Source organism: Hydrocarboniphaga sp. (assembly GCF_965279055.1).
In the GTDB taxonomy this organism is placed as follows: domain Bacteria; phylum Pseudomonadota; class Gammaproteobacteria; order Nevskiales; family Nevskiaceae; genus Hydrocarboniphaga.
Window position 1 is genome coordinate 3,910,881 of the sequence record NZ_OZ257125.1, and the last position, 23,566, is coordinate 3,934,446.

At 65.5% G+C, this 23,566-nt stretch carries 21 protein-coding genes; 14 read left to right on the forward strand and 7 right to left on the reverse strand.

What is annotated here, in order from left to right; translation table 11 throughout:
* The first annotated feature begins 7 nt into the window (after nucleotides 1-7).
* The 4 genes from ACQZF9_RS17610 (at nucleotide 8) to ACQZF9_RS17625 (ending at nucleotide 3,758) form a co-directional block, all read left to right on the forward strand.
* Nucleotides 8-760 (forward strand): metallophosphoesterase family protein, encoded by a 753-nt coding sequence (locus tag ACQZF9_RS17610; protein ID WP_428310265.1) that lies wholly within the window; start codon nucleotides 8-10, stop codon nucleotides 758-760.
* Entirely contained in the window at nucleotides 760-1,938 is a 1,179-nt protein-coding gene (locus tag ACQZF9_RS17615) for an NAD(P)/FAD-dependent oxidoreductase (protein WP_428310266.1), read from the forward strand. The genes ACQZF9_RS17610 and ACQZF9_RS17615 overlap by 1 nt, the downstream gene beginning before the upstream one ends.
* A gap of 149 nt (nucleotides 1,939-2,087) precedes the next feature.
* Nucleotides 2,088-2,927 (forward strand): SDR family NAD(P)-dependent oxidoreductase, encoded by an 840-nt coding sequence (locus ACQZF9_RS17620; RefSeq protein ID WP_428310267.1) that lies wholly within the window; start codon nucleotides 2,088-2,090, stop codon nucleotides 2,925-2,927.
* 9 nt (nucleotides 2,928-2,936) lie between these two features.
* Nucleotides 2,937-3,758, forward strand: coding sequence for an inositol monophosphatase family protein (locus tag ACQZF9_RS17625; protein ID WP_428310268.1), 822 nt, complete (start codon nucleotides 2,937-2,939; stop codon nucleotides 3,756-3,758).
* Between the two features lie 123 nt (nucleotides 3,759-3,881).
* On the opposite strand, the gene ACQZF9_RS17630 is transcribed toward ACQZF9_RS17625, so the two are convergent.
* On the reverse strand, nucleotides 3,882-5,075 hold the full coding sequence (locus ACQZF9_RS17630; protein ID WP_428310269.1) for a hydroxymethylglutaryl-CoA reductase: 1,194 nt from the start codon (nucleotides 5,073-5,075) through the stop codon (nucleotides 3,882-3,884).
* Between the two features lie 112 nt (nucleotides 5,076-5,187).
* Here ACQZF9_RS17630 and ACQZF9_RS17635 point away from each other — a divergent pair, with 112 nt between their 5' ends.
* Nucleotides 5,188-5,703 carry a DNA-deoxyinosine glycosylase gene (locus ACQZF9_RS17635; RefSeq protein ID WP_428310270.1) on the forward strand — a complete coding sequence of 172 codons (516 nt, stop codon included), beginning with the start codon at nucleotides 5,188-5,190 and terminating at the stop codon, nucleotides 5,701-5,703.
* A 72-nt stretch (nucleotides 5,704-5,775) separates the two neighbouring features.
* On the opposite strand, the gene ACQZF9_RS17640 is transcribed toward ACQZF9_RS17635, so the two are convergent.
* Entirely contained in the window at nucleotides 5,776-7,392 is a 1,617-nt protein-coding gene (locus tag ACQZF9_RS17640; protein WP_428310271.1) for an alkaline phosphatase D family protein, read from the reverse strand.
* Nucleotides 7,393-7,562: 170 nt separating this feature from the next.
* Between ACQZF9_RS17640 and ACQZF9_RS17645 the strand changes: the two genes are divergently transcribed.
* Nucleotides 7,563-9,578: a hypothetical protein gene (locus ACQZF9_RS17645; protein ID WP_428310272.1), complete on the forward strand. Its 2,016-nt coding sequence runs from the start codon at nucleotides 7,563-7,565 to the stop codon at nucleotides 9,576-9,578.
* A 63-nt stretch (nucleotides 9,579-9,641) separates the two neighbouring features.
* On the opposite strand, the gene ACQZF9_RS17650 is transcribed toward ACQZF9_RS17645, so the two are convergent.
* The gene (locus ACQZF9_RS17650) at nucleotides 9,642-11,429 is read right to left on the reverse strand and encodes an acyl-CoA dehydrogenase C-terminal domain-containing protein (protein WP_428310273.1); all 1,788 of its coding nucleotides are present in this window, start codon (nucleotides 11,427-11,429) and stop codon (nucleotides 9,642-9,644) included.
* A gap of 192 nt (nucleotides 11,430-11,621) precedes the next feature.
* Here ACQZF9_RS17650 and ACQZF9_RS17655 point away from each other — a divergent pair, with 192 nt between their 5' ends.
* The 6 genes from ACQZF9_RS17655 (at nucleotide 11,622) to ACQZF9_RS17680 (ending at nucleotide 15,859) form a co-directional block, all read left to right on the forward strand.
* Entirely contained in the window at nucleotides 11,622-11,897 is a 276-nt protein-coding gene (locus ACQZF9_RS17655) for an AbrB/MazE/SpoVT family DNA-binding domain-containing protein (protein WP_428310274.1), read from the forward strand.
* Complete coding sequence (locus ACQZF9_RS17660; RefSeq protein ID WP_428310275.1) at nucleotides 11,885-12,292, forward strand: PIN domain-containing protein; 408 nt, start codon at nucleotides 11,885-11,887, stop codon at nucleotides 12,290-12,292. Before ACQZF9_RS17655 ends, ACQZF9_RS17660 begins: the two co-directional genes overlap by 13 nt.
* 83 nt (nucleotides 12,293-12,375) lie before the next feature.
* Complete coding sequence (locus ACQZF9_RS17665) at nucleotides 12,376-13,311, forward strand: restriction endonuclease (RefSeq protein ID WP_428310276.1); 936 nt, start codon at nucleotides 12,376-12,378, stop codon at nucleotides 13,309-13,311.
* A 111-nt stretch (nucleotides 13,312-13,422) separates the two neighbouring features.
* Nucleotides 13,423-13,890 carry a DUF962 domain-containing protein gene (locus tag ACQZF9_RS17670; RefSeq protein WP_428310277.1) on the forward strand — a complete coding sequence of 156 codons (468 nt, stop codon included), beginning with the start codon at nucleotides 13,423-13,425 and terminating at the stop codon, nucleotides 13,888-13,890.
* A gap of 6 nt (nucleotides 13,891-13,896) precedes the next feature.
* Nucleotides 13,897-14,937, forward strand: coding sequence for a 2-dehydropantoate 2-reductase (locus tag ACQZF9_RS17675; protein ID WP_428310278.1), 1,041 nt, complete (start codon nucleotides 13,897-13,899; stop codon nucleotides 14,935-14,937).
* Nucleotides 14,938-14,959: 22 nt separating this feature from the next.
* Complete coding sequence (locus ACQZF9_RS17680) at nucleotides 14,960-15,859, forward strand: carbohydrate kinase family protein (RefSeq protein ID WP_428310279.1); 900 nt, start codon at nucleotides 14,960-14,962, stop codon at nucleotides 15,857-15,859.
* 72 nt (nucleotides 15,860-15,931) lie between these two features.
* Here ACQZF9_RS17680 and ACQZF9_RS17685 read toward each other — a convergent pair whose 3' ends face one another.
* The gene (locus ACQZF9_RS17685; protein WP_428310280.1) at nucleotides 15,932-17,125 is read right to left on the reverse strand and encodes an AGE family epimerase/isomerase; all 1,194 of its coding nucleotides are present in this window, start codon (nucleotides 17,123-17,125) and stop codon (nucleotides 15,932-15,934) included.
* A gap of 142 nt (nucleotides 17,126-17,267) precedes the next feature.
* Between ACQZF9_RS17685 and ACQZF9_RS17690 the strand changes: the two genes are divergently transcribed.
* Nucleotides 17,268-18,074 (forward strand): GDSL-type esterase/lipase family protein, encoded by an 807-nt coding sequence (locus ACQZF9_RS17690; RefSeq protein ID WP_428310281.1) that lies wholly within the window; start codon nucleotides 17,268-17,270, stop codon nucleotides 18,072-18,074.
* A gap of 173 nt (nucleotides 18,075-18,247) precedes the next feature.
* Here ACQZF9_RS17690 and ACQZF9_RS17695 read toward each other — a convergent pair whose 3' ends face one another.
* A complete protein-coding gene (locus ACQZF9_RS17695) occupies nucleotides 18,248-19,426 on the reverse strand; it encodes an MFS transporter (protein WP_428313453.1) in 1,179 nt (392 codons plus the stop codon).
* Nucleotides 19,427-19,597: 171 nt separating this feature from the next.
* Entirely contained in the window at nucleotides 19,598-20,413 is an 816-nt protein-coding gene (locus ACQZF9_RS17700) for an aminotransferase class IV family protein (protein ID WP_428310282.1), read from the reverse strand.
* A gap of 97 nt (nucleotides 20,414-20,510) precedes the next feature.
* Between ACQZF9_RS17700 and ACQZF9_RS17705 the strand changes: the two genes are divergently transcribed.
* On the forward strand, nucleotides 20,511-21,443 hold the full coding sequence (locus ACQZF9_RS17705; protein ID WP_428310283.1) for an MBL fold metallo-hydrolase: 933 nt from the start codon (nucleotides 20,511-20,513) through the stop codon (nucleotides 21,441-21,443).
* 135 nt (nucleotides 21,444-21,578) lie between these two features.
* Here the strand turns inward: ACQZF9_RS17705 and ACQZF9_RS17710 are convergent, their stop codons facing one another.
* Nucleotides 21,579-23,429, reverse strand: a complete 1,851-nt coding sequence (locus ACQZF9_RS17710; protein WP_428310284.1) for an ATP-binding cassette domain-containing protein — start codon at nucleotides 23,427-23,429, stop codon at nucleotides 21,579-21,581.
* Nucleotides 23,430-23,566: the final 137 nt, after the last annotated feature.

Sequence of the window (23,566 nt, forward strand, 5' to 3'; positions counted from 1 at the left end):
CAGGGCGATGCGCGTCGCGCTGCTGTCGGACATTCACGGCAACGCGCTGGCACTGGAAGCGGTGCTGCTCGACGTTGCCGGCGAGCGCGTCGATGTGCTGATGAATCTCGGCGACATCTTCTATGGCCCGCTGTGGCCGCGGCGCACCTGGGAGCTGCTGCGCACGCTGGACGCGGTGACGATCGTCGGCAACGAGGATCGCTTGCTGTTCGAGGCGACCACCGAACACAGCGCGAGTCATCCGACGATCGCCTACAACCTGCGCGATCTGGGCGACACGCCGATCGAGTGGATGCGCGAGCTGCCGGCGACGACGCAGGTCGACGAGATCTACGCCTGTCACGGCACGCCGCACAGCGACACCACCTACCTGCTCGAAGACATCAGCAGCGGCGACGCCGTGCTGCTCGGCGAAACCGCCATCAGGGCGCGTCTCGGCGCGATAGACCGGCGCGTCGTCGTCTGCGGCCACTCGCATACGCCGCGCGCGATCACGCTCGGTGACGGCACGCTGATCGTCAATCCGGGCAGCGTCGGCCTGCCCGCTTACGACGATGATCTGCCGCTGCCGCATCGCATGCAGACCGGAACACCGCACGCGCGCTGGGCGCTGCTCGAGAAAACCGCGCAAGGCTGGCGCGCCGAACTGCGCTCGACGGCTTACGACTATGAGCGCGCGGCGCGGCAAGCCGAAACCTTGCAGCGCCGCGACTGGGCGCTGTGGCTGCGCAGCGGCCGAGCGCACATTCCGTCGCCTTGATGGACTACGACGTCGTCATCATCGGCGGTGGTGCCGCCGGACTGTTCTGCGCGTTCAACGCCGGCTATCGCGGCCGCAGCGTGCTCGTCGTCGAGCACGCCAACAAGGTCGGCAAGAAGATCCTGATGTCCGGCGGCGGTCGCTGCAATTTCACCAATCTCGACGTGCGGCCCGATCGCTATCTGTCCGCGAATCCGCATTTCTGCAAGTCGGCGCTGGCGCGCTACAAGCCCGAGGCGTTCATCGAGCTGGTCGATCGCCACGGCATCGCCTGGCATGAAAAGGAGCTCGGCCAGCTGTTCTGCGACGAGTCGTCCAAACAGATCCTGCAGATGCTGCTCGCCGAATGCGAATACGCCGGTGTGCGCGTCGAGACGGATTGCAGCGTGCAGCGCGTGCAGCAGCGCGACGGCGGCTTCACCGTCAACACGTCGCTCGGGCCGGTGCAGGCCGGCAAGCTGGTCGTCGCCACCGGTGGCCTTTCCATCCCGACGATGGGCGCCAGCGGCTTCGGTTACGAAGTGGCGCGACAGTTCGGCCACAGCATCCGGCCGACACGCGCCGGCCTGGTGCCGCTGACGCTTTCCGGCAAACCGCTGGAGCAATGGCAGGATCTGAGCGGCCTGTCGCTGGCGGTGGAAGCGAGCTGCAACGGCACACGCTTTCGCAACCAGATGCTGGTCACGCACCGCGGTCTGAGCGGCCCGGCGATGCTGCAGATTTCCTCTTATTGGCAACCGGGCCATGAGCTGCGCATCGATCTGCTCGCCGGCGACAACGCACTCGCGTTTCTGCAAGGCGCACGGCGCGACCGGCCGAACATCGAGCTGAAAACCGCGCTGACGCCGCCGCTGCCAAAGCGTTTCGCACAGCGCTTCGTCGAGGTCCAGGGCTACGACGCGCGGCCGCTGAAGCAGTATCGCGACAGCGAGCTGGCCGAGATCGCGGCGGCGCTCGGCGAATGGCCGATCGTGCCCAATGGAACCGAAGGCTATCGCACCGCCGAGGTCACGCTGGGCGGCGTCGATGTCGACGAGGTGTCGTCGTCGACGATGGAATCCAGGCTCGTGCCCGGCCTGTACTTCATCGGCGAGGTCGTCGACGTGACCGGCTGGCTCGGCGGCTACAACTTCCAGTGGGCCTGGGCATCGGGACACGCGGCGGCGAAAGCACTCTGATTGATGCACCTGTAGGAGCGGGCTTGCCCGCGACTGTGCCCTGCAACGGCCGAGTCGCGGGCAAGCCCGCTCCTACAGTCGATCGTCAATTAAGGACAGAGCCAATTCGGAAAGCGCACAATCGCCCGAATGCCCTGGAGAACGCCTGCATGAAAGACTTCAAAAATAAAGTCGCGGCCATCACCGGCGCCAGCTCCGGCATCGGCCGTGCGCTGGCGGTGGATCTTGCCAAGCGCGGCTGCAACCTGGCGCTGGCGAGCAACTCCAATGTGGCCGGGCTGGCTGAGACTCATGCGATGGCGACCGACCTCGGCGTCACCGTGACCTCGAAGAAAGTCGATGTCTCGAAGCGAACGCAGATGCAGGCCTGGGCCAAACAGGTCGTGCGCGATCACGGCCAGGTCAACCTGATCGTCAACAACGCCGGCGTCGCCCACGCCGGCACCGTGCTCGGCAGCGACTACGCCGATTACGAATGGGTCATGGGCATCAACTACTGGGGCGTGGTCTACGGCACCAAGGAATTCCTGCCGCACCTGATCGCCAGCGGCGAAGGCCATATCGTCAACGTGTCCAGCGTTTTCGGGCTGTTCGCGCAGCCGGCGATGAGCGCCTACAACTCCAGCAAGTTCGCGGTGCGCGGCTTCACCGAATCGCTGCGCCAGGAACTGGATATGGCCAACAACGGCGTCAGCGCGACCTGCGTGCATCCCGGCGGCGTCAAGACCAACATCGCCAGCAACGGGCGCTTCTCGGCCAGCGTCGCCGACGTCACCGGCAGCAACAGCAGCCAGAGCCGCGACAGCTTCGAGCTGCTGCTGCGCACCACGCCCGAGGCTGCCGCAAAAGCGATCGTCGCCGGCATTCGCCGCGACGCGCGGCGCGTGCTGATCGGCCTGGATGCGCGTGCCGGCGACGGCATGCAGCGCCTGCTGCCGTCGCGCTACCAGGATCTGGTCACCGGCGCGATGCGCCTGATCAAGCGCTAGGAACACCACATGAACTCCGCCCTGATCGACACCGTCAGCGCGCTGCTGGCGCAAGCCGCCAGCGACATCGTGCTGCCACGCTTCCGCTCGCTGCGCGCCGAAGACGTGTCGGAGAAATCGCCGGGTGAAATCGTCACCGTGGTCGATCGCGCGGTCGAGGCGATGCTGATTCCGCAGCTGACCGCACTGCGCGCCGGCTCGCGGGTGGTCGGTGAAGAAGGCGTGTCGGACAACCCGGCGCTGCTCGGCGGACTCGAGTACGGCGAGGTCTGGGTCGTCGATCCCATCGACGGCACCAACAACTTCGTTCACGGCCGCGAGGACTTCGGCATCATGGTCGCGCTGCTGCGCGACGGCGTGTCGCAGATCGCCTGGATACAGTTCCCGCTGACGGGTTCGATCGCGATCGCCGAGCGCGGCAGCGGCGCGTATTTCGACGGCCAGCGTCTGCAGTTGGCGCCGCGCGCCGAAGGCCGCGAAGACCTGCTGCGCGGCATCGTCAAGACCGGCTACATGCCCGAGCCGATGCGTGGCACCGTCGACGCTCGCGCCGAGCGCCACGTGCAACAGCGCGTCGCCGGCACGCAGAGCGCCTGCGGCGATTACCTGTCGTACGCGCTGGGCGATCCGGATTTCGCGCTGTACTGGCGCATGCTGCCCTGGGATCACGCGCCCGGCACCTTGTTGCTGACCGAGGCCGGCGGCCACGTCGCAAGGCACGACGGAAGCGCGTATCGCGCCAGCGACAACGGCAAGGGTCTGCTGGTGGCGCGAAGCAAGGAAGTCTGGGACGAGGCACAAAAACGGCTGCTTTCGTCAGGCGGGTCGTAACCTGCCGGTTTTTTTGTCGCGCCAAGGCAGTCTGCACCTGTAGGAGCGGATCCTATCCGCGACTGAGGCTGGGAGTTCACCGTCGCGGATAGGATCCGCTCCTACAAAAAGCAGTTGCAGCGGTTACGGACGATTGCGCCCCATCTTGTCGTGACTCGACACCCAATCCCCGGCGATCACCGCGCTCGACAGCGAGGTCTCGCCGGCCAGCACGGCGGCGGCGCAGATCTCCGCGAACTTGTCGGCCTTGCCGGCGCCATAGCACCCCAGCAGTTCCAGGCATTCGCGCTGCGTCGCCAGGCCGGTACCGCCGCCGTAGGTCGCGATGATCAGCGACGGCAACGTCACCGACCAATAGTAGTCGCCGTTGTCCAGCAGCTGCGTATAGACCAGCGAGGCATGCGACTCCGAGACGTTGGCGACGTCCTGGCCGGTGGCGATGAACAGCGCGGTCAGGCCGTTGGCCGCATGCGCACCGTTGCTGGCCGAGCCGGCCATGAAGGCGCCGGTCATCGACACCTGGCGCGCATGAAACAGGTCTTTCGCCGACACGTTCATGATGCGTCGCAGGGCCTCGTCGGTGAACCTGGCTTCGGCGATGACGCGGCGGCCGCGCGTCAGCAGCGTGTTGAGCTGCGAGTGCTTCTTGTCGGTGTCGATATTGCCGGAGAGCATGAAGCGCGGATGGGCCGGATGCGTGTCGCGTATCCATTCGCACGCAGCCAGCGTCGCCTTGCCGGCCATGTTCTGCCCGGCCGCGTCGCCGGTGTGATAATTGAAGCGCAGGTAGCGCAAATTGCCGACCGCGAACTGCATGACGTCCATCAGCTTGCCGAAGCGTGTCGTGCTCTGCGCCGCGGCGCGCACACCGTCGAGGTTGTCCTCGACCCAGTGGCCGAAGTCGCGTGACTCGCGCGCATCGTTGAAGAAGAACACCGGCGAGCGCTGCATGTGCTGCTCGACCACCGTGGTGCGCACGCCGCCGCATTCGGCGATCAGGCGCATGCCGCGGTTGTAGCTGGCCACCAGCGTGCCTTCGGTGGTCGCCATCGGCACGTAGAAATCGCCCTGCGCATGTTCGCCGTTGATGCGCAGCGGCCCGGCGACGCCGATCGGCACCTGCGCGACACCGGTGAACAGCTCGATATTGCCCGGCAGCGACGCCGGCGGCAGCGAATAGTGACCGACGTGGGGCAGCGCCTGGCCGGTACGCTGCCGCAGAAAATCGCGGCGCGCGGCGGCGGCGGCATCGCTGTAATCGTTGTCGCGGTCGCGCGGGACCGGTATGCGCGGCGATGGATCGCTCGTCGAAGTCATGCTCACCCTCCAGTGGCTGTTATCCGGACAATCTACGTAAAGCCGGGCTGCAAACCGCTGGCGCCCGCGCCATAGTGCGCGTCCGCAAGGCAAACCGGCACGCGCACACACGATGACTTACGTACACAGCTTCGCGCCGGTTGCGGACGATCAGGCCCGCGTGCTGATCCTGGGTTCGATGCCCGGCCGTCTGTCACTGGAACGCCAGCAGTACTACGCGCACCCGCGCAACGCGTTCTGGCCGCTGATGGGCGCGCTGTTCGGCGCGACGCCGGAGCTGGACTATGCGGCTCGTTTGCAGCGGCTGCAGGCGCAGCATGTCGCGGTATGGGACGTGCTCAAGCTGTGCACGCGCGAAGGCAGCCTGGATTCGGCGATCGTCGAGTCCTCGATCGAGTGCAACGACTTCGCCGCGCTGTTCGCGCGCAGCCCGCAGATCGGCCAGGTGTTCTTCAACGGCGCGAAGGCGGCGGCGACTTATCAGCGGTATGTCGCGCCGGTTCTGGCGACACCGCAGATCCGCTTCCATCGGTTGCCGTCGACGAGCCCGGCGCATGCTTCGCTGGATCTGCCGGCGAAGCTGAATGCGTGGCGGGTCGTCAAAGACGCGGTGCTACTCGACCTGTAGGAGCGGACCCTGTCCGCGACTGTGACTTCGACGGCACGGTCGCGGACAGGGTCCGCTCCTACAGGTGAAGACTTAGCGGATCTCCGGCGCCAGCGACTTCGTATAAACCACCGCGCCGGTGCTGTCCTTGAACGCCACCGTCAGCTCACGCGTGCGTCGGTCGATGTCGATCTGGCCGAAGAACTGGTAATTCGCACTCGGCGGCAGATTGCTCTGGCCGGCAGGCGGTACTTTCTGGAATTTCAGCTGAGGGCCAAAGGTATTGTCGAGCACGTTCGGGCCGAAGGTGCCGGCATGCAAGGGGCCGGCGACGAATTCCCAGAACGGATCGAAGTCGCTGAACTGTGCCTGTTGCGGGTTGTAGTAGTGCGCTGCGCAGTAATGCACGTCCGCGGTCAGCCACACGGTGTTGCGGATGCCTGCGTGCTTGATGAAGCTCAGTATCTCGGCGATTTCGAACTCGCGGCCGAGCACCGGTCCGTCGCCGTTGGAACTGTTCTCGAACACCGCGCGGCCCTGGCTGTCGGTGCCGTCCGGCACGTTCAGGCCGATCGGCATGTCGGCGGCGATGATCTTCCAGGTCGCGGTCGACTTCAGCAGCTGCGCTTTCAGCCAGGCGATCTGCTTGCTGCCCATATAGACCGTGTCGGCGCCCGGCTCTGTCTGCCGGTTGTCGCTATTGGCGGCGCGATAAGAGCGCATGTCGAGCACGAATACATCGAGCGTCTCGCCATGAGGAATCTTGCGATAGATGCGCTCCGACTCGGTTGCATCGTGGTGCCGCATCGGTGAATAGTCGAGACAGGCCTTAGCCGCATTGCCGACCAGGGTCTGCACGCGCTTCTCGGTATACAGCGTGTTATTGCTCAGATCCTTGCCCGGCGACCAGTTGTTGACGACCTCGTGATCGTCCCACTGCCAGATCTGCGGCACCTGCGAATTGAAGCGGCGAACATTGTCGTCGTAGAGGTTGTACAAATAGGCGCGGTGGTATTCCTGCAAGGTCTCGGCGACCTTGGTTTTCTCCGGCACGACGTCCAGAAAGGCATTGCGCCAGGTACTACCGTCGGCAAGCGCGACACTGGGCGACATCACACCGTCGGCGTAAATCGTGTCGCCGGAATGCAGGAAGAAATCCGGATTGACCGCGCGCATCGCCTCGTAGCAGCGCATGCCGCCATCGTCCGGATTGATGCCCCAGCCCTGGCCGCAGGTGTCACCGCCCCAGACGAAGCGCACGCCGCGATCGGCGACGCCGCGCGTGCGGAAGCTGCCGAGCACCGGCTCGCTGGCCGCGCCTTCGCTGTCGAGCGACTCGAACGTGGTGCGCAGATAGATGTCGCGGCCCGGCGGCAGGCCGGCGAGATCGACACGGGCGGTAAAGTCGGACGTCTCCAGCGCATGCACGCCACCGACCCTGCGCACGGTCGAGAAGCTCGGGTCCAGCGACCACTCGACGAAAAAGCGCGAGGCCCGATCGGCGCGGCTCCAGATCATCGCGCGGTCATCCAGCATGTCGCCGATCTGCAAACCCCAGCTCGCCAGTGGCCGCGAGGCGTCGCTGGTTACGTAAGCCGGCGCCTGCCTTGCCGACAATATGCCCGGCAGGCCGCCGAGCATCAGGCCACCGGCAGCACCGGCGGAAGTTTTTAGAAAAGCACGACGCGACGGCGTTTGCGGCTGGGACATTCCATGTCTCCTGGCAGGGCTGAGTTGCCGGGAGCGTAGGTGGTGGATATTAAGATCAGGTTGCGCTTCTGTTGCGCCGCAACGGGCATCTGCGCTCAGGCGAGAGCACACTGCGGCTTGGTTCTTGCGGTCGCCGAGGCGACGTCTGCCACTCCGGTTCGGGAGCTCTCATGATCCATGTCCTCACCCGCCGTCCCGCGTTGACGCTAGCTGCTTTCGGCCTGGCCATGGCCGGCGCGGCCAGCATGGCATCGGACGCACCGTACGCGGTGCTGCCCGAAAGTGAATACAACGACGGTCTGGTCATCAACACCAGCTACGACGGCAACCAGGCGGACTCGGCGGTGGCGATGGACGCGGCCGGCGACTTCGTCTTCACCTGGTCCAGCGAAACCGGTGACGCCGACCAGAGCGCCGGCGTCAACGCGCGCGTCTATACCAGCGGCGGCAAACCCCTGGGCGAGCCGTTCCGGGTCAATACGCATAGCGAAGGAACCCAGTTCGATTCCGATGTCTCCATGGCCCCGGACGGTCGCTTCGTCGTCGTCTGGAACAGCATCGGGCAGGACGGCGATGCCGGCGGCATCTACGCGCAGCGCTACACCGTCGACGGCAAACGCCGGGGCACCGAGTTGCGCGTAAACAGCGTCGTCGCCGGCAACCAGAGCAGCCCGTCGGTGGCGGTCGGCGTCGACGGCAGCTTTGTCGTCACATGGACCAGCAACGGCCAGGACGGCGCACTTGGCGGCATCTACGCGCAGCGCTTTTCTTCCGAGGGAACGCGGCTGCGCTCGGAGTTCCGCGTCAACGCCGAGCGCAATTTCGACGATCTGGCGCCGGTGGTGGCGATGGATGCGCAGAACCGCTTCGTCATCGCTTGGCGCCGTGTGCAGGGCGATACGTCGATCATCACCGGCCGGCGCTTCGCCGCGGACGGCAGCGCGCTGTCGCCCGAATTCGCGATATCGCCCGCCATGGGCGCGCTGTACCAGGCCCCGGCCATCGCGGCCGACGCGGCCGGCGACTTCGTCGTCGCCTGGGGCCGGCTCGACGTCGACCCGGCGGTGCCGGAGGACTATGCGCAGTCGGTGCTGGCTCAGCGTTACTCCGCCGACGGTGTCGCCCAGGGCGGGGTCATCGACGTCGTCGTCTCGATCTACACCTACGGCACCGAGCCGGCGGTAGCGATGGACGCCGCAGGCAATTTCGTCGTCGCCCTCAAACTCTACATCTATCCATCAGGCGCGATCGGCAAAATCTACTACCAGCGATTCGACGCGGACGGCATCGCGCAACAGGATCTGCTTCACGTTGCTGGTGGACAGAGCAACGGCTATCTGGAGAAATCCGCAGCCGTGGCGATGGATGCCGACGGCGACATGGTGATCGGCTGGGACAGCGAAGACGGCACACGCGACTACGATTTCTACGGCATCTTCGCCAACCGCTACACCGGTGCCGAAGACACCGACCTTAGCCTCAAACTGGGCGACACCACCGACCCGGTGCCGAGAGATGGCGCGCTGGCCTACACCGCCAAGTTGTCCAACCTGCATCCGCAGTCCACCCGCACCGGCGTCGCCGTGATCGACGCGGCGATCGGCACGGCGACGCGGCCGGCGCTGTCGCTCAAGAAGCCGGTCTACACGAGCTTCGTGCAGGCCAGCGGCGACGGCTGGTCGTGCACCGAGCAAACCTCGACGATCGATTGCACGCGCAGCCTGCCGTTGCCAGCCGCGCAAAGCACCAAGCTGAGCCTGCAGTTCACCGCGCCCGGCGTCACCGGCACGTTGTTCACGTCGGCAAAGATGCAGGCCGATCAATACGACAGTCAGGCCGGCAACAACTCCGACAGCCAAAACACCACCATCGAAGTGCCCAGCGAACCGCGACTGTTCGATTTCACCGACATCAGCGGCGTGATCACCAGTGCCCAGGTCGGCAGCGGCAAACAGACGATGAAAGGCATCGGCAGCTCGGTGCCAGTCAGTGTCAGCGGCGGCAAATACCGCATCAACAAGGGCGAGTGGACCAAGGCGGCGGGATCGGCGATCGAAGGCGATATCGTCGAACTGCGCGTGAACTCGTCCAAGCACTACAGCACGCCGGTCACGATGCAGATCACGGTCGGCGACGTCACCGCCGACTGGACCGTGACGACGATGGCGGAGCCACCGCCGCCGTAGTCCGGTCGCTGAAGCAACAAAAAGGCCGCCTTGCGGCGGCCTTTTCTTGCAGCTACACCGGCTTTAGAACAGCGAAGCATCCAGCGACATCAGCACGTCCGAACCGCCACGCGCCTGACGGATATAGCCCGCGGTCTCCGGCAGCAGCTTGGCGAAGTAGAAGCGCGCCGTGGCGAGCTTGGCGGTGTAGAAGCCGTCGCCGGAAGCCTGCTTGTCGAGCGCGATCTTGGCCATCTGCGCCCAGAAGTACGAGAACACCATGTGGCCGACCACGCGCTGGTACGGCACCGCGGCGGCGGTGGCTTCTTCCGGATTCTTCATCGCCTTCATGCCGATTTCGCCGGTCAGCTTGGTGACCTTGTCGCCGATGTCCATCAGCGGCTCGATGAATTCCTTCATCGCTTCATTGCCCTGGTTTTCGACGATGAACTTCTGGATCAGCTTGCCGAACTTTTTCAGCTTGGCGCCGCCGTCGGCGAGCACCTTGCGCGCCAGCAGATCCAGCGCCTGGATCGAGTTGGTGCCCTCGTAAATCATGTTGATGCGGGCATCGCGCACGTACTGCTCCATGCCCCATTCCTTGATGAAGCCGTGGCCGCCGAAGCACTGCAGCGCCAGGTTGGTGGTTTCCCAGGTGTTATCGCTGACGAAGGCCTTGACGATCGGCGTCAGCAGCGCGACCAAGTCGGCGGATTCCTTGCGCGCGGCTTCATCGGGGTGGCTCAGTTCCTTGTCGATGTTCAGCGCAAGCCAATACGAGAACGCGCGGCCCGCTTCCGTGTACGCCTTCTGCGTGAACAGCATGCGGCGCACGTCGGCGTGCACGATGATCGGATCGGCGGCCTTGTCCTTGTTGACCGGGGCCTTGGCGGCGCGGAACTGGATGCGATCCTTGGCGTAGGCCAGCGAGTTCTGCAGCGCGACTTCCGACAGGCCCAGCGACTGCATGCCGACGCCGAGGCGCGCGCCATTCATCATCACGAACATCGCGTTCAAGCCGCGGTTTGCCTCACCGACCAGCCAGCCCTTGGCGCCGTCGAGATTGATCACCGCCGTGGCGTTGCCGTGAATGCCCATCTTGTGCTCGATCGACTGGCACTTGACCGGGTTGCGCTCGCCGGCCTTGCCTTCCGCGTTCGGCAGGAACTTGGGCACGATGAACAGCGAAATGCCCTTGGTGCCTTCCGGCGCGCCCGGCAGGCGCGCGAGCACCAGATGGATGATGTTCTCGGAGAGATCATGCTCGCCGGAGCTGATGAAGATCTTGGTGCCGCTGATCAGGTACGAGCCGTCACCGACCGGCTCGGCCTTGCTGCGCAGGATGCCGAGATCGGAGCCGCAGTGCGGCTCGGTCAGGCACATCGTGCCGGTCCACTCGCCGGACACCAGCTTGGGCAGGTACAGCTGCTTCTGCTCCGGCGTGCCGTGCGCGTGCAGCGCCTCGTAGGCGCCGTGGGTCAGGCCCGGGTACATCGTCCAGGCCTGGTTGGCCGAGTTGAGCATTTCGTAGAACGCGTTGTTGACGAAATGCGGCAGGCCCTGGCCGCCGTATTCCGGGTCCGACGACAGCGCCGGCCAGCCCGCTTCCACGTACTGCGCGAACGCTTCCTTGAAACCCTTCGGCGCCTTGACCACGCCGTCGCCGACGTAGGTGCAGCCTTCCTCGTCGCCGCTCTGGTTCAGCGGCTGGATCACCGTGGAGGCGAACTTGGCGCCCTCTTCCAGGATCGCGTTGATGGTGTCGACATCGACGTCGGCATGCGACGGCAGCGCCTTGAGTTCCTGCTCGACGTTGAGCAGCTCGTGCAGCACGAACTGCATGTCGCGCATCGGGGCGGTATAGCTAGGCATACGGAAACTCCAGCAAGAGAATGGGTTGAAGGCAAAGGGAATTTTGTGATGCGTAGCGTAGCCGATACGGGTCCGTATGGGGACTGGCCGGAGTGACAAATACCGACTAGCGGCAGGGCCTGGTACTGGACAATCCGTGGCCGGCTACCTAGCCTCTATGTATTACCTTAATTTCATGTATTACTAATCACAATGTCAGACATCCCCACTCTCTCCAACGTCAGCCCCAAAGGCCAGATCACGGTCCCGGCCGAGATGCGGCGCACGCTGGGCATCGAGCCCGGCGGCAAGGTGCGCTTCGTGCTCAAAGGCAGGCAGTTGCTGGTCGAGGCCTACGAGGAGCCGCCGCTGAGTTCGCTGTTCGGTCTGGCCAGGGCGAGAAAAGGCGCGGGCGTCGTCGATCTGGATGCGGCACTGGACGAGGCGATGCGCGAACGCGCCGCGGAGAAAGACGCTTGGCCGAAGTAGCACCGGTCATCGCGGTCGACACCAACGTCCTGCTCAGGACCCTGGTCGACGACGAGGACGCGCCGCAGCAGTGCGAGCAGGCGCGCCGCATCGTCGGCCGCGCCGGCGGTGTGCGGATTCACGCGGCGGTACTGCTGGAAACCGCGTGGCTGCTGGCACGCGCCTATCGGCTGCCGCGCAGCGAACTCGCCACACTGCTGAGCGCGGTATGCGGGCACCCCAAAATGCAGATCGACAACGCGCCGCACTGGCTCGCCGCGATCGCACTGTACCGCGACAGCAACCTCGATCTGGCCGACGCGCTGATCCTTCTCGACGCGCGCGAACGCGGCATCACGCTGCAGACTTTCGACAAGACACTGGGCAAGCAGTCCGGTGCGCAACGGCCTTCCTGACGCGCTCTTGAAGCCATGCCGTTTTGTGCGGCTATTAGCTTGATGCGTGTTGCCTGACCAACAGACAAGATAGGAACCCCTCGATGTCCGTTCCCACCTATGACCAATTCATCGAGCCGCTTCTCCGCTTCCTCGCGACAAAGCCACAAGGTGCGGCGGCCAAAGAAGCGCACGACGCTGCAGCAGACGCGCTCCAACTCGACGATACCCAGCGGCAAGAGCTGATAAGCAGCGGGCAGCTGATGTACAAGAACCGGGCGGGATGGGCGCACGATCGACTTAAAAGAGCGGGGCTATCCAGCAACCCTCGCAAGGGCTTATGGAAGCTGACCGATGCCGGTATCGAGTACGCTCGGCAGCAGACTGCACCTCTGCCGCCGGCAGAAGTCGAGCGTCTAACAACCGGGTTTATGGATGTTCGATTGAAACCAGCTGCGAACGCTACGCAACTGGAACCCGATGCAAAGCCACCCATCGTCAATAGCCAATCGATGTCGGCGACCGCTAGCCCAGACGATCGCCTGGAACAGGCGCTACAAGAGCTAAAGGAGACCGTCGCCTCCGAGCTTCTGGACAACCTTAAACAAGTGTCGCCAGGCCGTTTCGAAGTCATCGTACTCGATGTCTTACATCGCCTGGGCTACGGCGCTAGCCGCAATGACCTGCAGCGCGTCGGCGGCTCGGGCGATGGGGGCATCGATGGCGTGATCTCCCTCGACAAACTCGGCCTTGAAAAAGTTTACGTCCAAGCAAAACGGTGGCAAAGCACCGTGGGGCGTCCAGAACTTCAGGCCTTCTACGGCGCGCTCGCCGGCCAAAAAGCTAAACGCGGTGTCTTCATCACAACTTCCGGCTTTACCGTGCAAGCCGTCGATTTTGCAAAGTCTGTAGAAGGAATCGTGCTTGTTGACGGCATCAAATTGGTCAACTTGATGCTGGAGAATGAGGTCGGCGTATCTTCACGAATATTGAAGCTCCCCAAGCTCGATAACGACTACTTTGACGAAGAAGCCGGGTAGCTTGGCCGGCCCGCCGGCTGAGTAGTAACAACGTAGCTGAGTCGTAAATACCATCGCTGCCATCCGAGCGGTCTGACCACAATACGCCCACCGCAAGCGTCGGAGAGCCGCATGAAGACGGTCCATCAATGGCTGGGTGAGTATTCGAGCTCGCACCGAAACCCAACGAACAAGACCCTGCACTGGATCTGCGTGCCGCTGATCGTGTTCACCGCGTTCCTGGCGTTCAAGTGCATTCCGCTCGGCAACAGGATAGTCAACGTCGAGAGCCTGGTGATGCTGCTGTCGCTGGCCTACTACCTGCGGCTGTCGTGGCGGCTGAGCATCGGCCTGGCGCTGGTCTATGTGCCGATGTATTTCGCCACCGTGCTGATCCAGCAACTCGCCGGCGCTTACACGCTGGCGATCGCTGCGGGGATTTTCATCGTCGCCTGGATCGGCCAGTTCATCGGCCATCACTACGAGGGCGCCAAGCCCTCGTTCTTCAAGGATCTGCAGTTCCTGCTGATCGGCCCGCTCTGGCTGATGTCCTTCGTGTACCGCAAACTGCACATTCCGATGAACGCCGCCCACACCTGAGCCTCGATGAGCCGCATCTGCATTTTCGGCGCGGGCAGCGTCGGCTGCGCGATCGGCGCGCGGCTCGCCGGCAGCGGCGCCGACCTGCTGATGATCGGCCGCCAGCGCATCGCCGACGAAGTCGCCGCGCATGGCCTGAGCCTCAGCGACTATCGCGGCTCGTCGTATCACGTGCCGGCCGCGCAGCTGCGCTTCAGCACGTCGGCGGGGGACGCGGCCGATGCGGATTTCGTGCTGGTCACGGTCAAGTCCGCGGCGACGACCAGCGCGGCAACCGAGCTGGCGCCGGTGCTGAAACCCGGCGCCGTGGTGATCAGCTTTCAGAACGGCATCGGCAATGCCGACCTGATCGCGCAGCAGCTGCCGCATCACCTGGTGCTGTCGGGCATGGTGCCGTACAACGCCACCGCGCGCGGCCCCGGCGAGTTTCATCAGGGCACCGAAGGCACGCTGCTGGTCGAGCAGCACACGCGGCTCGATCCGATCACCGCAGAGTTCACGCGTGCCGGCATTCCGCTGCAGCAGCGCGACGACATCGTCGCGGTGCAATGGGCCAAGTTGCTGCTGAATCTCAACAACCCGATCAATGCGCTGGCCAGCCTGCCGCTGAAGGCACAGCTGTCGCAACGCGACTATCGGCGCTGTCTGGCACTGGCGCAGCGCGAAGCCTTGTCCGTGCTCGACGCGGCCGGCATCAAACCGGCGCAGCTGACACCGCTGCCGCCGCACTGGATGCCGGCGCTGCTGAGCGTGCCGGATTTCATTTTCAGGCGCGTCGCCAGCAGCATGCTCAAAATCGATCCGCTGGCGCGCTCGTCGATGCTCGACGACCTGCAGCTCGGCCGCCGCACCGAGATCGACTACATTCACGGCGTGATCGTAAAGCTCGCCGAACGACAGGGGCTCGGCGCACCGGTCAACGCGCGCCTGGTCGCACTGATCCGCGATGCCGAGAACGGCGGCCGTCGCGACTGGCGCGGTGCCGAGCTGCTGGCGCAGCTGAGCGAAGCCGCGCTGGCGCCGCAGCTCAAGCCCCGCCGTGCCTGAGGAGATGACCCTGCAAACTTCAATGCCGCGCCTGGTCGTGTTCGGCGAAGCGCTGACCGACTTCGTCCGCAGTGGTGCACAAAGCTGGCACAGCGTCGCCGGCGGCTCCTGCTGGAACGTCGCGCGTGTCGCCGCAACGCTCGGCGTCGCCAGCGCCTGGGGCGGCGCGGTCAGCGATGATCTGTTCGGCCGCGACATCATCGCGCTGTCGCGCGATGCGGGTCTCGATCTGCGCTTTGCGCAGGTCGTGGCCAAGCCGCCGCTGATCGCGATGGTGCACCAGACGCATCCGCCGCAGTATTTCTTTCTCGGCAGCGACACCGCCGATCTCGCCTTCGACGAGAGCCGGCTGCCGGCGGGCTGGGACGCGCATTGCGAGTTCGCGCACTTCGGCTGCATCAGCCTGGTAAGGCAGCCGCTGGGCGCGCGCCTGCTGGCGATGGCGGAACGGCTGAAAGCGCGCGGCGTGCGCATCAGCTTCGACCCGAATTATCGCAATCTGATGGGCGCGGATTATCCGGCGCTGTTCGAGCGCCTGGCCACGATCGCCGACATCATCAAGATCTCGGACGAGGACATGGGCCAGATCTATCCGCAGCTCGCAGCCGACGCGGCGCTCGCGCACGTCCGCGCGCTGGCTCCCGACGCCATGCTGCTGTACACGCGCGGTGCCGACGGGCTGACGCTTTATCGGCATGAGCAGATCATCGAGCAAGGCGCTTTCAAGGTCGAAGTCGCCGACACCGTCGGCGCCGGCGATTCCTGCATCGGCGGCTTCATCGCCAGCCTGCTCTCGGCGCCGCAGGCGAGCCATGCCGAGCATCTGCGCTTCGCCGCCGCGACCGCCGCCGTGGTCTGCGCGCATGCCGGCGCCTACTCGCCGAGCCGCGGCGAAGTCGAGCTGCTGCTGGCCGGCGGCTGAAGCGCGTAGCCCGGGTGAAACCCGGGGCTCGATGCCACGAATCATTGCGGCCATCCCCGGGTTTCACCCGGGCTACGGCGAAGACAGGGCTTTCAGCACCTCGTAGCAGGCACCCATCGTGTGATAGTCGGTCTTACCGGCCGGGCTTTTCTCGTCGCTGTAGGTGCGGTTGTCCGGCGTCAGGATGCGATACCAGGCGCCGTAGCGATGATCGACCATGTGCCGCCAGCTGTAGTCCCAGAGCCGCTCGTACCACTGCCAATAGCTCGCCTCGCCACTGCGCTCGGCCAGTAGCGCGGCCGCGGCCAGCGACTCCGCCTGCACCCAGAAATATTTGTCTTCGTCGTAGAAGCGGCCTTCGCGATCGAAGCCGTAAACCAGGCCGCCATGCCTCGCGTCCCAGCTTTGCGGAATCGAGCGGTCGAACAGCTCACGCGCTCTTTGCAGGTGCCAGTCGGCCGGCAGATGGCGGTCGAGTATCAGCAGCAGCTTGGCCCACTCGGCCTGATGCCCGGGCTGATAGCCCCAAGGCTTGAAGATGTTGCGGCGATCGCCCTTGTTGTAGTCCCAGTCCGGCGTCCAGTCGGCGTGGTAATGCTCCCAGACCAGGCCGTCGGCGAGCGCGGCCTGGCGGTTGACCATGTGGTCGGCGAGCAGCGCCGCGCGCTGCAGGTAGCGCGGCTCGCGCGTCGCCTCGAACGCGGCCAGCATCGCCTCGCAGGCGTGCATGTTCGCGTTCTGGCCGCGGTACGGCGACAGCGTCCAGTCGGCCGTCGCCTCGTCGGCGTAGAGCCCGCGCTGCGCATCCCAGAACCGGCGCTCCATCAGCTCCCAGGTTTCGTCCAGATAGGCGCGCGCTTCCACGACGCCGGCCTCGATCGCCTTGGCATAAGCGAGCACGACGAAAGCCAGGCCATAGCAGTACTGGGTGCGGCTTTCGGCGACACCGTCTTTCAGCTGCCAGGCGTAGCCACCGGTATCCGGATCGCGATGCTGCTCGCGCAGGAACGCGACGCCGTGGCGTACCGCGTCGCGATACGCCGGCTCGCCGAACTGCTGCCAGGCCATCGAATAGTTGAAGACGAAACGCGTGCTGCTGACCAGGTGGCGCGTCGCGCGATCGTAGATCGCGCCATCGTCCTTGAAGAAGTGGAAAAAGCCGCCGGCGGCATCGATGCAACGCGGGTGATAGAACGCCATCGTCCGCTGCACGTGCTCGATCAGAAAATCGCGGGAGCGGAATGCCGGTGTGGCGGGGTCGTTCATCGGGTCTCGGTGCCAGGGATCAAGCGTTTGCAGCAAGTCGCGACTGTGCCATGGCGCCGTCGCGCGGGCTGTCACCAAGGCGACAGATGTCGGCGGCGATTTGCCGGACACTGGACGCCCGCCACCATGCCGGCCGATCAACATGAGCGATTCGAAAAATCCAGTGAGTGCAATCGGCATGGTCGACCGTCTCGACACGCCGGCCAGCGGCTTCAGGCCCGCCGAAATCGAGTTCGTGAAGGCTTATCTCGCCTCGGGCCCGATGGACGCCAAGATCACCGGCCGGCTCGGCGGCGAGGAGCTGCTGAAGGCACGCGATGCGGCGCAGGCCGAACTGCGACAGCGCGACTGGCCCAATCTCGGCCAGTACCGCGACGCCAACGCCGCGCTCGCCGGGCGCAGCGTGGAGGCCGTTTTCATCGGCGACTCGATCACCGAATTCTGGGGCTACGCCGACACCGCGCTGTTCAGCGGCAAGGTGCACAACCGCGGCATCAGCGGCCAGACCACACCGCAGATGCTGCTGCGCTTCATGGCCGACGTGATCAGGCTGCGGCCCACGGTCGTGCACCTGATGGGAGGCACCAACGACATCGCCGGCAATACCGGTCCGAGCACTTACGCCGACTACCAGAACAACCTGCTGGCGATGATCGCGCTGGCGCGGCATCACGGCCTGCGCGTGATACTCGGCAGCCTAGTACCGGCTGGCAGTCTCGGCTGGCGGCCAGAGGTGCAGCCGCGGCCGCGCATCGCGCAGATCAACGCCTGGCTGCGTGAGCTGGCCGCCGAACATGGCCTGGTCTACGCCGACTACCACGCGGTGCTGTCGACGCCGGACGGCGCGATGCGCGCCGACTACACACGCGACGGCGTGCACCCGACCGCGGCCGGCTACGCCGCGATGCGGCCGGTGGCGCTGGCGGCACTGGACCAGGCCTTGAAGTAGGTCGGGCCATGGCCCGCCGCGTTTTCCAACAGCCACGGCAGCATCCCGTTCGTCCCGAGCAGCGCCGCAGGCGCGTATCGAGGAGCCCGAGCGCGACCCTATCCCTCGATACGCCGCTAAAGCGGCTACTCGGGAAGAACGGGTTTAGTTGTATCCGCCGCTGTGGAGCCGCCCTACGCCGCTGCTGCCTGCTGCCGCGCCTCGCGTATCGGCAGGCACAGCAGCGCCGCCAGGCCGGCCAGCGCCATGTCGCCGTACCACATCCAGTTGTAGTCGCCGAAGCGGGCGATGGTCACGCCGCCTAGCCATGCGCCGAAGAAGCCGCCGATCTGGTGCGACAACAGCGTGAGGCCGAACAAGGTGCCTAGATAGCGCGTGCCGAGCAGCTTGCCGACCAAGCCGGCGGTCGGCGGCACCGTCGCCAGCCAGCTGAAGCCCAGTGCCGCGGCGAACACATAAAACGTCCATGGCGTTCGCGGCGACAGCAGATAGATCGCGATGATCAACACGCGGCTCGCGTACATCGCACCGAGGATGTAGCGCATGCGGTAGCGCGAGCCCAGCGCGCCGGCGGTGAGGCTGCCGGCGACATTGAACAGGCCGATCAGCGCCAGCGAGGTCGCCGACACACTCGCCGGCAAACCGCACAGCGCGACTTCGCCCGGCAGATGCGTGACCAGAAACGCGATATGCACGCCGCAGGTGAAAAAGCCGGCGTGTAGCAGCCAGTAGCTGCGATCGCGCAGCGCCACGCGCAGTTGCGCGCGCAGGCCCTGATCGGTCGGCGCGCCGGCGACGGCAGAGGGCGCGACGGTCTGGCGCTTGCCCAGGCCGAGCAGCAGCGGAATCACCAGCAGGCTCGCCGCGGCCAGCGAATACATCGCCGCGATCCAGCCGAAGGCGACGATCAGCATCTGCGCCAGCGGCGCGAACACGAACTGGCCGAAGGAGCCGCCGGCATTGATCAGGCCGCTGGCGAAGCTGCGCTTTGAAGGCGGCAGCGCCGAAGCGGTCGCGCCGATCAGGATCGAAAAGCTCGCCGCACCGGCGCCGGACGACACCAGCATGCCCATCGTCAGCATCAGCCCGAACTGCGAGCTGACCTGCGGCACCAGCACATAGCCGGCCGCGAGCAGCAGCGTGCCGCACAGGATCACCGGCCGCGCGCCGTACTGGTCGGCGATCGCGCCGAACACGGGCTGCACCGCGCCCCACATGAACTGGCCGACCGCCAGCGCGAAGCTGACGCCGACGATGCCGACGCCGGTGGCCTGCGTGATCGGCCCGATGAACAGGCCCATCGACTGGCGCCCGCCCATCGTGATCATCAGCATCGCCGCGGCGCTGAGCATCAGCGTCCAGGCGGTTCGGGTGGCGGCTTGGGTCACGGGCGTTGCGGCTTATGGATGATGGTCGTCATGTTAATGGTATCGCGATGCGTTCGTCACGAGTTCAGTCGCGGATGGGATCCGCTCCTACAGTTTCGCGCCCTTGTAGGAGCGGATCCTATCCGCGACCGAGGCTCATAACAGCACATCGACAGCAACGGACTCATACGCAGCCTGCAACCGCGCCGTCAGCGCCCCATCCTCGACAAACCGCCACTGATCGATCGCCACGATCGCGGTACCGACACCGGTGGAGTTGCAGCTGAAAGCCGCCTGCATGCCACCGAGATCCGCCAGCCGCACTTCTCTCGCCTGCTGCTCGACACCCGCCGCATTCAACGCCACCTTCAACAGCTGCTGCGACACCCCGTCGAGCATCTCCGCCTGCGGCCAGATCACCCGTGCACCGTCCCAGAAGCCGACATTCCACACCGAGCCCTCGCTGATGCGGCCAAGCTCGTCGACGAACAGCGCGTCGTCATACCCGGCCTGCAGCGCCAGCTGCCGCTGCCGGAACAGGCCGAACGTGCCGACGTGCTTGACCTGCGGCAGATCGCGCCGGTAAGCCTGCGCCTGTACGCGAATCGACTGGGCTGGTGCGAGCCACGGCGCGCCGACCGTGATCATCACCTCGACCGGCTGCGGCGCTCCGGGCCGCTCGCGGTTGAACTGAGCGGCGAACACGTTGACGCGCACCGAACTGGCGGCAATGGCCTCGCTGCCGGCGTGGCGCAGGGCCTGCTGCAGCCAGACCAGAACTTGCGCCGGATCGAGCTCGCTGCCGAACAGCAGCCGCGTCGCCTGCTGCAGCCGCAGCAGATGCAATACCAGCCCGCGCACACCGCCGTCGCGCACCTGCATCGACGTGAAGTGGCCGTAGTTCGGCAACGCGGCCGATAGCGTTTCGACGGACGCCGGCGTACCGTTGATTTCGATCAGGGGCCGTTTCATCGAGCTAGGTTCCATCGGCCTAGCGTATCGCGCCAGCAGGCGCAGCGGCGCGCGGCGGTGGTCGTGATCATCGAAACTTCGGGAGGAGAACGACAACATGGCAATCCTGCATCGGTCACGGCGGCGCTGGAAGCTGGCGCTGATTCTGCTGCTGGTCGGCGCGCCGGCCTATTACTTCGCGGTGCTGTACAGCCCGCGCGCGGACGGCGGCAGCGCCTATTCGATCGATGTCGCCGCGATCCGCTCGCTGGCCGATTCGCTGCCGGGCGACAAGCCGTCCGAGCTCCGCTACGAGCAGGTAATGGCCTTCGAATTTGCGCAGGCGATGGTCGTCGCCGGCGATCCCTGGCGCGGCACGCCGATCCCGATTTTCTCCTGGCAGCTGGTCTATCCGCAGCAGACCGTGATCGTCGACACCGCGATGGCGCGCAGCATCGCCAAGCCCGGGTTCATGGTGACGGCCTACGACGACCAGGCCTACGCGCGCATGAGCGCCGCGCTGCCGAAGGCGGCCTTGATCGTGATCACGCACGAGCACATGGATCACATCGGCGGCATCGCCGCGTATCCGCGCCCCAGGGAGCTGCTGCAGGCCCTGCGCCTGACACCCGAACAGCTCGCGCACCCGGAGAAGATGGCGCCGGCCGAACTGCAGCCGCAACTCGTCGCCGGCCTGCAGCCGCTGGTCTACGACAAGATGATCGCGATCGCGCCCGGCGTGGTGCTGATCCGCTCGCCGGGGCATACGCCGGGCAGCCAGATGGTTTACATCCGGCGTGCCGACGGACGCGAAGTGCTGCTGCTGGGCGATATCGCCTGGCACCAGCGCAATATCGATCTGCTGCGCGAACGGCCCTGGTTCATGACCGCGATCATCGGCGAGAACCGCGCGCAGGTGCTGCCGGAATTCGTCGCGCTGCATCAGCTCGCGCAAAGCCATCCGGAGATACATCAGGTGCCGGGGCATGACGGCGAGGTGGTGCAGAAACTGGCGGCGGATGGCTTGATGACAGCGGGATTCGAGCCCTAGCCGAAAGCCCACGGAACCCCGTTCATCCCGAGTAGCGGGCTTGCCCGCGTATCGAGGGACGCACCGTGATGTCTCGATACGCCGCTGCGCGGCTACTCGACACGAACGGGATTGGGTTGAGACTGCACCCAAAAACTACAGCGACTCCAGCTGCTCCATGCCCTCGATCCACTTCGCTTCGATATCGTCGAGCCTGGCCTTGAGCTGGCGCTGTTCGTCGAGCAGCTTGTCCAGCTCCTTCTTGCGCGCGGCCTCGTACAGGCCGGCATCGCCCATCTTGTTGTCGATCTCGGCAAGCCGCGCCTGCGCCTTGCTCATCTGCGATTCGAGTTTGCCGACCTGATCGCGCAGCGCGCGTTGCTGCTGCCGGGCGGCGGCGTCGAGCACTTTGGCCTCGGACTTCTCGCCGACGGTGTTGCCGCGCGTGCTCAACCACTTCGCGTAGTCGTCCAGATCGCCGTCGAAAGGCTCGCAGCGGCCGGCGTCGACACGCCACAAATCGTCGCAGGTGCTGGAGATCAGGTGGCGATCGTGCGACACCAGCAGCATCGCGCCCTTGAAATCCTGCAGCGCCATTTCCAGCGCCTGGCGCATGTCCAGGTCGAGATGGTTGGTCGGCTCGTCGAGCAGCAGCAGGTTCGGCTGCGGATACACCACCAGCGCCAGCGCGAGGCGCGCTTTCTCGCCGCCGGAAAACGGCTCGATCGCCTCGTAGACGCGGTCGCCCTTGAAGTTGAAACCGCCCAGATAATCGCGCACCGACTGTTCGGTCGCGTCCGGATCGAGTCGCCGCACATGCAACATCGGCGAGGCCTGTGAATCCAGGCTTTCGAGCTGGTGCTGGGCGAAGTAGCCGATCTTCAGATCCGGCGAGCGCTTCACTTCGCCGGCCAGCGGTTTCAGATCGCCGGCAATGAGCTTGATCAGCGTCGACTTGCCGGCGCCGTTCGGGCCGAGCAGGCCGACGCGATCACCGGGCTCGATGCCGAGCTTCAGGCCGCTGAGCTGCGGCTTGTCGCCATAACCGACCGACACTCGATCCAGCCGCAGCATCGGGCTCGGCAGCTTCAGCGGAGCGCGGAACGAGAAACTGAATTCGGAATCCGCATGCGCGGCCGCGCCGACCTGAATGCGCTCAATCATCTTCAGCCGCGACTGCGCCTGCCGCGCCTTGGTCGCCTGCGCGCGGAAGCGATCGACAAACGCCTGCAGATGCGCCAGCTGCCGCACCTGCTGCTCGCGCACCGCCGCCTGCTGGCTCATGCGCTCGGCGCGCAGGCGCTCGAACTGCGAGTAGTTGCCGGAGAAAAGCGTCGCAGTCTCGGAGTGCAGATGCAGCGTATGCGTGGTCACCGCGTCGAGAAATTCGCGGTCGTGGCTGATCACGAACAGCGTGCCTTCGTAGTTGCGCAGCCATTCCTGCAGCCAGAACACCGCGTCCAGATCCAGGTGATTGGTCGGCTCGTCCAGCAGCAGCAGGTCGGAGCGGCACATCAGCGCGCGCGCCAGGTTCAGGCGCATGCGCCAGCCGCCGCTGAAACTGGCGACCGTGCGCTGCTGCGCATCAAAGCTGAAGCCGAGGCCGTCGAGCAGCTTGGCCGCGCGCGAACGCGCCGCGTAGCCGCCGATGGCGTTCAAGCGGTCGTGCAGCTTGGCGATGCGCGCGACATCGTGCTTGCCCTCGGCGATTTCCAGCTCGCTTTCGCAGCGGCGCAGCTCGGTGTCGCCATCGAGAGCGAATTCCAGCGCGACGCGCTCCAGCGCCGGCGTCTCCTGCGCCACCCAGGCGATCTCCAGCTGCTTGGGCAACTGCACTTCGCCGGAATCCGGCGACAGCTCGCCGAGCACCATCGCGAACAGGCTGGATTTGCCGGTGCCGTTGCGGCCGACCAGGCCGACGCGCCAGCCCGGATGGACCGTGAAGGAGGCGCGCTCTAACAGCCTGCGGGGGCCACGACGCAGCGTGACGTTGGAGAAGGTCAGCATGGGGCGCGCAGTTTAGCGGTTGCCGGCGCGGCTGGCCGCACAGCCAGGAACCCTCGGCGATCGGGACAGCTTTTCAGACGAAGCCGCGGCCTAGACTGCGGGCAAGGTCGTCACCAAGAGCGGCCCGCTCCAGTCAA

Coding starts and splice junctions, on each gene's coding strand:
- ACQZF9_RS17675 (WP_428310278.1), top strand. CDS start 13,897: ATGAGCCGCATCTGCATTTTCGGCGCGGGCAGCGTCGGCTGCGCGATC.
- ACQZF9_RS17630 (WP_428310269.1), bottom strand. CDS start 5,075: ATGACTTCGACGAGCGATCCATCGCCGCGCATACCGGTCCCGCGCGAC.
- ACQZF9_RS17625 (WP_428310268.1), top strand. CDS start 2,937: ATGAACTCCGCCCTGATCGACACCGTCAGCGCGCTGCTGGCGCAAGCC.
- ACQZF9_RS17680 (WP_428310279.1), top strand. CDS start 14,960: ATGCCGCGCCTGGTCGTGTTCGGCGAAGCGCTGACCGACTTCGTCCGC.
- ACQZF9_RS17670 (WP_428310277.1), top strand. CDS start 13,423: ATGAAGACGGTCCATCAATGGCTGGGTGAGTATTCGAGCTCGCACCGA.
- ACQZF9_RS17650 (WP_428310273.1), bottom strand. CDS start 11,429: ATGCCTAGCTATACCGCCCCGATGCGCGACATGCAGTTCGTGCTGCAC.
- ACQZF9_RS17695 (WP_428313453.1), bottom strand. CDS start 19,426: ATGCTCAGCGCCGCGGCGATGCTGATGATCACGATGGGCGGGCGCCAG.
- ACQZF9_RS17645 (WP_428310272.1), top strand. CDS start 7,563: ATGATCCATGTCCTCACCCGCCGTCCCGCGTTGACGCTAGCTGCTTTC.
- ACQZF9_RS17610 (WP_428310265.1), top strand. CDS start 8: ATGCGCGTCGCGCTGCTGTCGGACATTCACGGCAACGCGCTGGCACTG.
- ACQZF9_RS17635 (WP_428310270.1), top strand. CDS start 5,188: ATGACTTACGTACACAGCTTCGCGCCGGTTGCGGACGATCAGGCCCGC.
- ACQZF9_RS17665 (WP_428310276.1), top strand. CDS start 12,376: ATGTCCGTTCCCACCTATGACCAATTCATCGAGCCGCTTCTCCGCTTC.
- ACQZF9_RS17640 (WP_428310271.1), bottom strand. CDS start 7,392: ATGTCCCAGCCGCAAACGCCGTCGCGTCGTGCTTTTCTAAAAACTTCC.
- ACQZF9_RS17615 (WP_428310266.1), top strand. CDS start 760: ATGGACTACGACGTCGTCATCATCGGCGGTGGTGCCGCCGGACTGTTC.
- ACQZF9_RS17620 (WP_428310267.1), top strand. CDS start 2,088: ATGAAAGACTTCAAAAATAAAGTCGCGGCCATCACCGGCGCCAGCTCC.
- ACQZF9_RS17685 (WP_428310280.1), bottom strand. CDS start 17,125: ATGAACGACCCCGCCACACCGGCATTCCGCTCCCGCGATTTTCTGATC.
- ACQZF9_RS17700 (WP_428310282.1), bottom strand. CDS start 20,413: ATGAAACGGCCCCTGATCGAAATCAACGGTACGCCGGCGTCCGTCGAA.
- ACQZF9_RS17705 (WP_428310283.1), top strand. CDS start 20,511: ATGGCAATCCTGCATCGGTCACGGCGGCGCTGGAAGCTGGCGCTGATT.
- ACQZF9_RS17655 (WP_428310274.1), top strand. CDS start 11,622: ATGTCAGACATCCCCACTCTCTCCAACGTCAGCCCCAAAGGCCAGATC.
- ACQZF9_RS17690 (WP_428310281.1), top strand. CDS start 17,268: ATGAGCGATTCGAAAAATCCAGTGAGTGCAATCGGCATGGTCGACCGT.
- ACQZF9_RS17710 (WP_428310284.1), bottom strand. CDS start 23,429: ATGCTGACCTTCTCCAACGTCACGCTGCGTCGTGGCCCCCGCAGGCTG.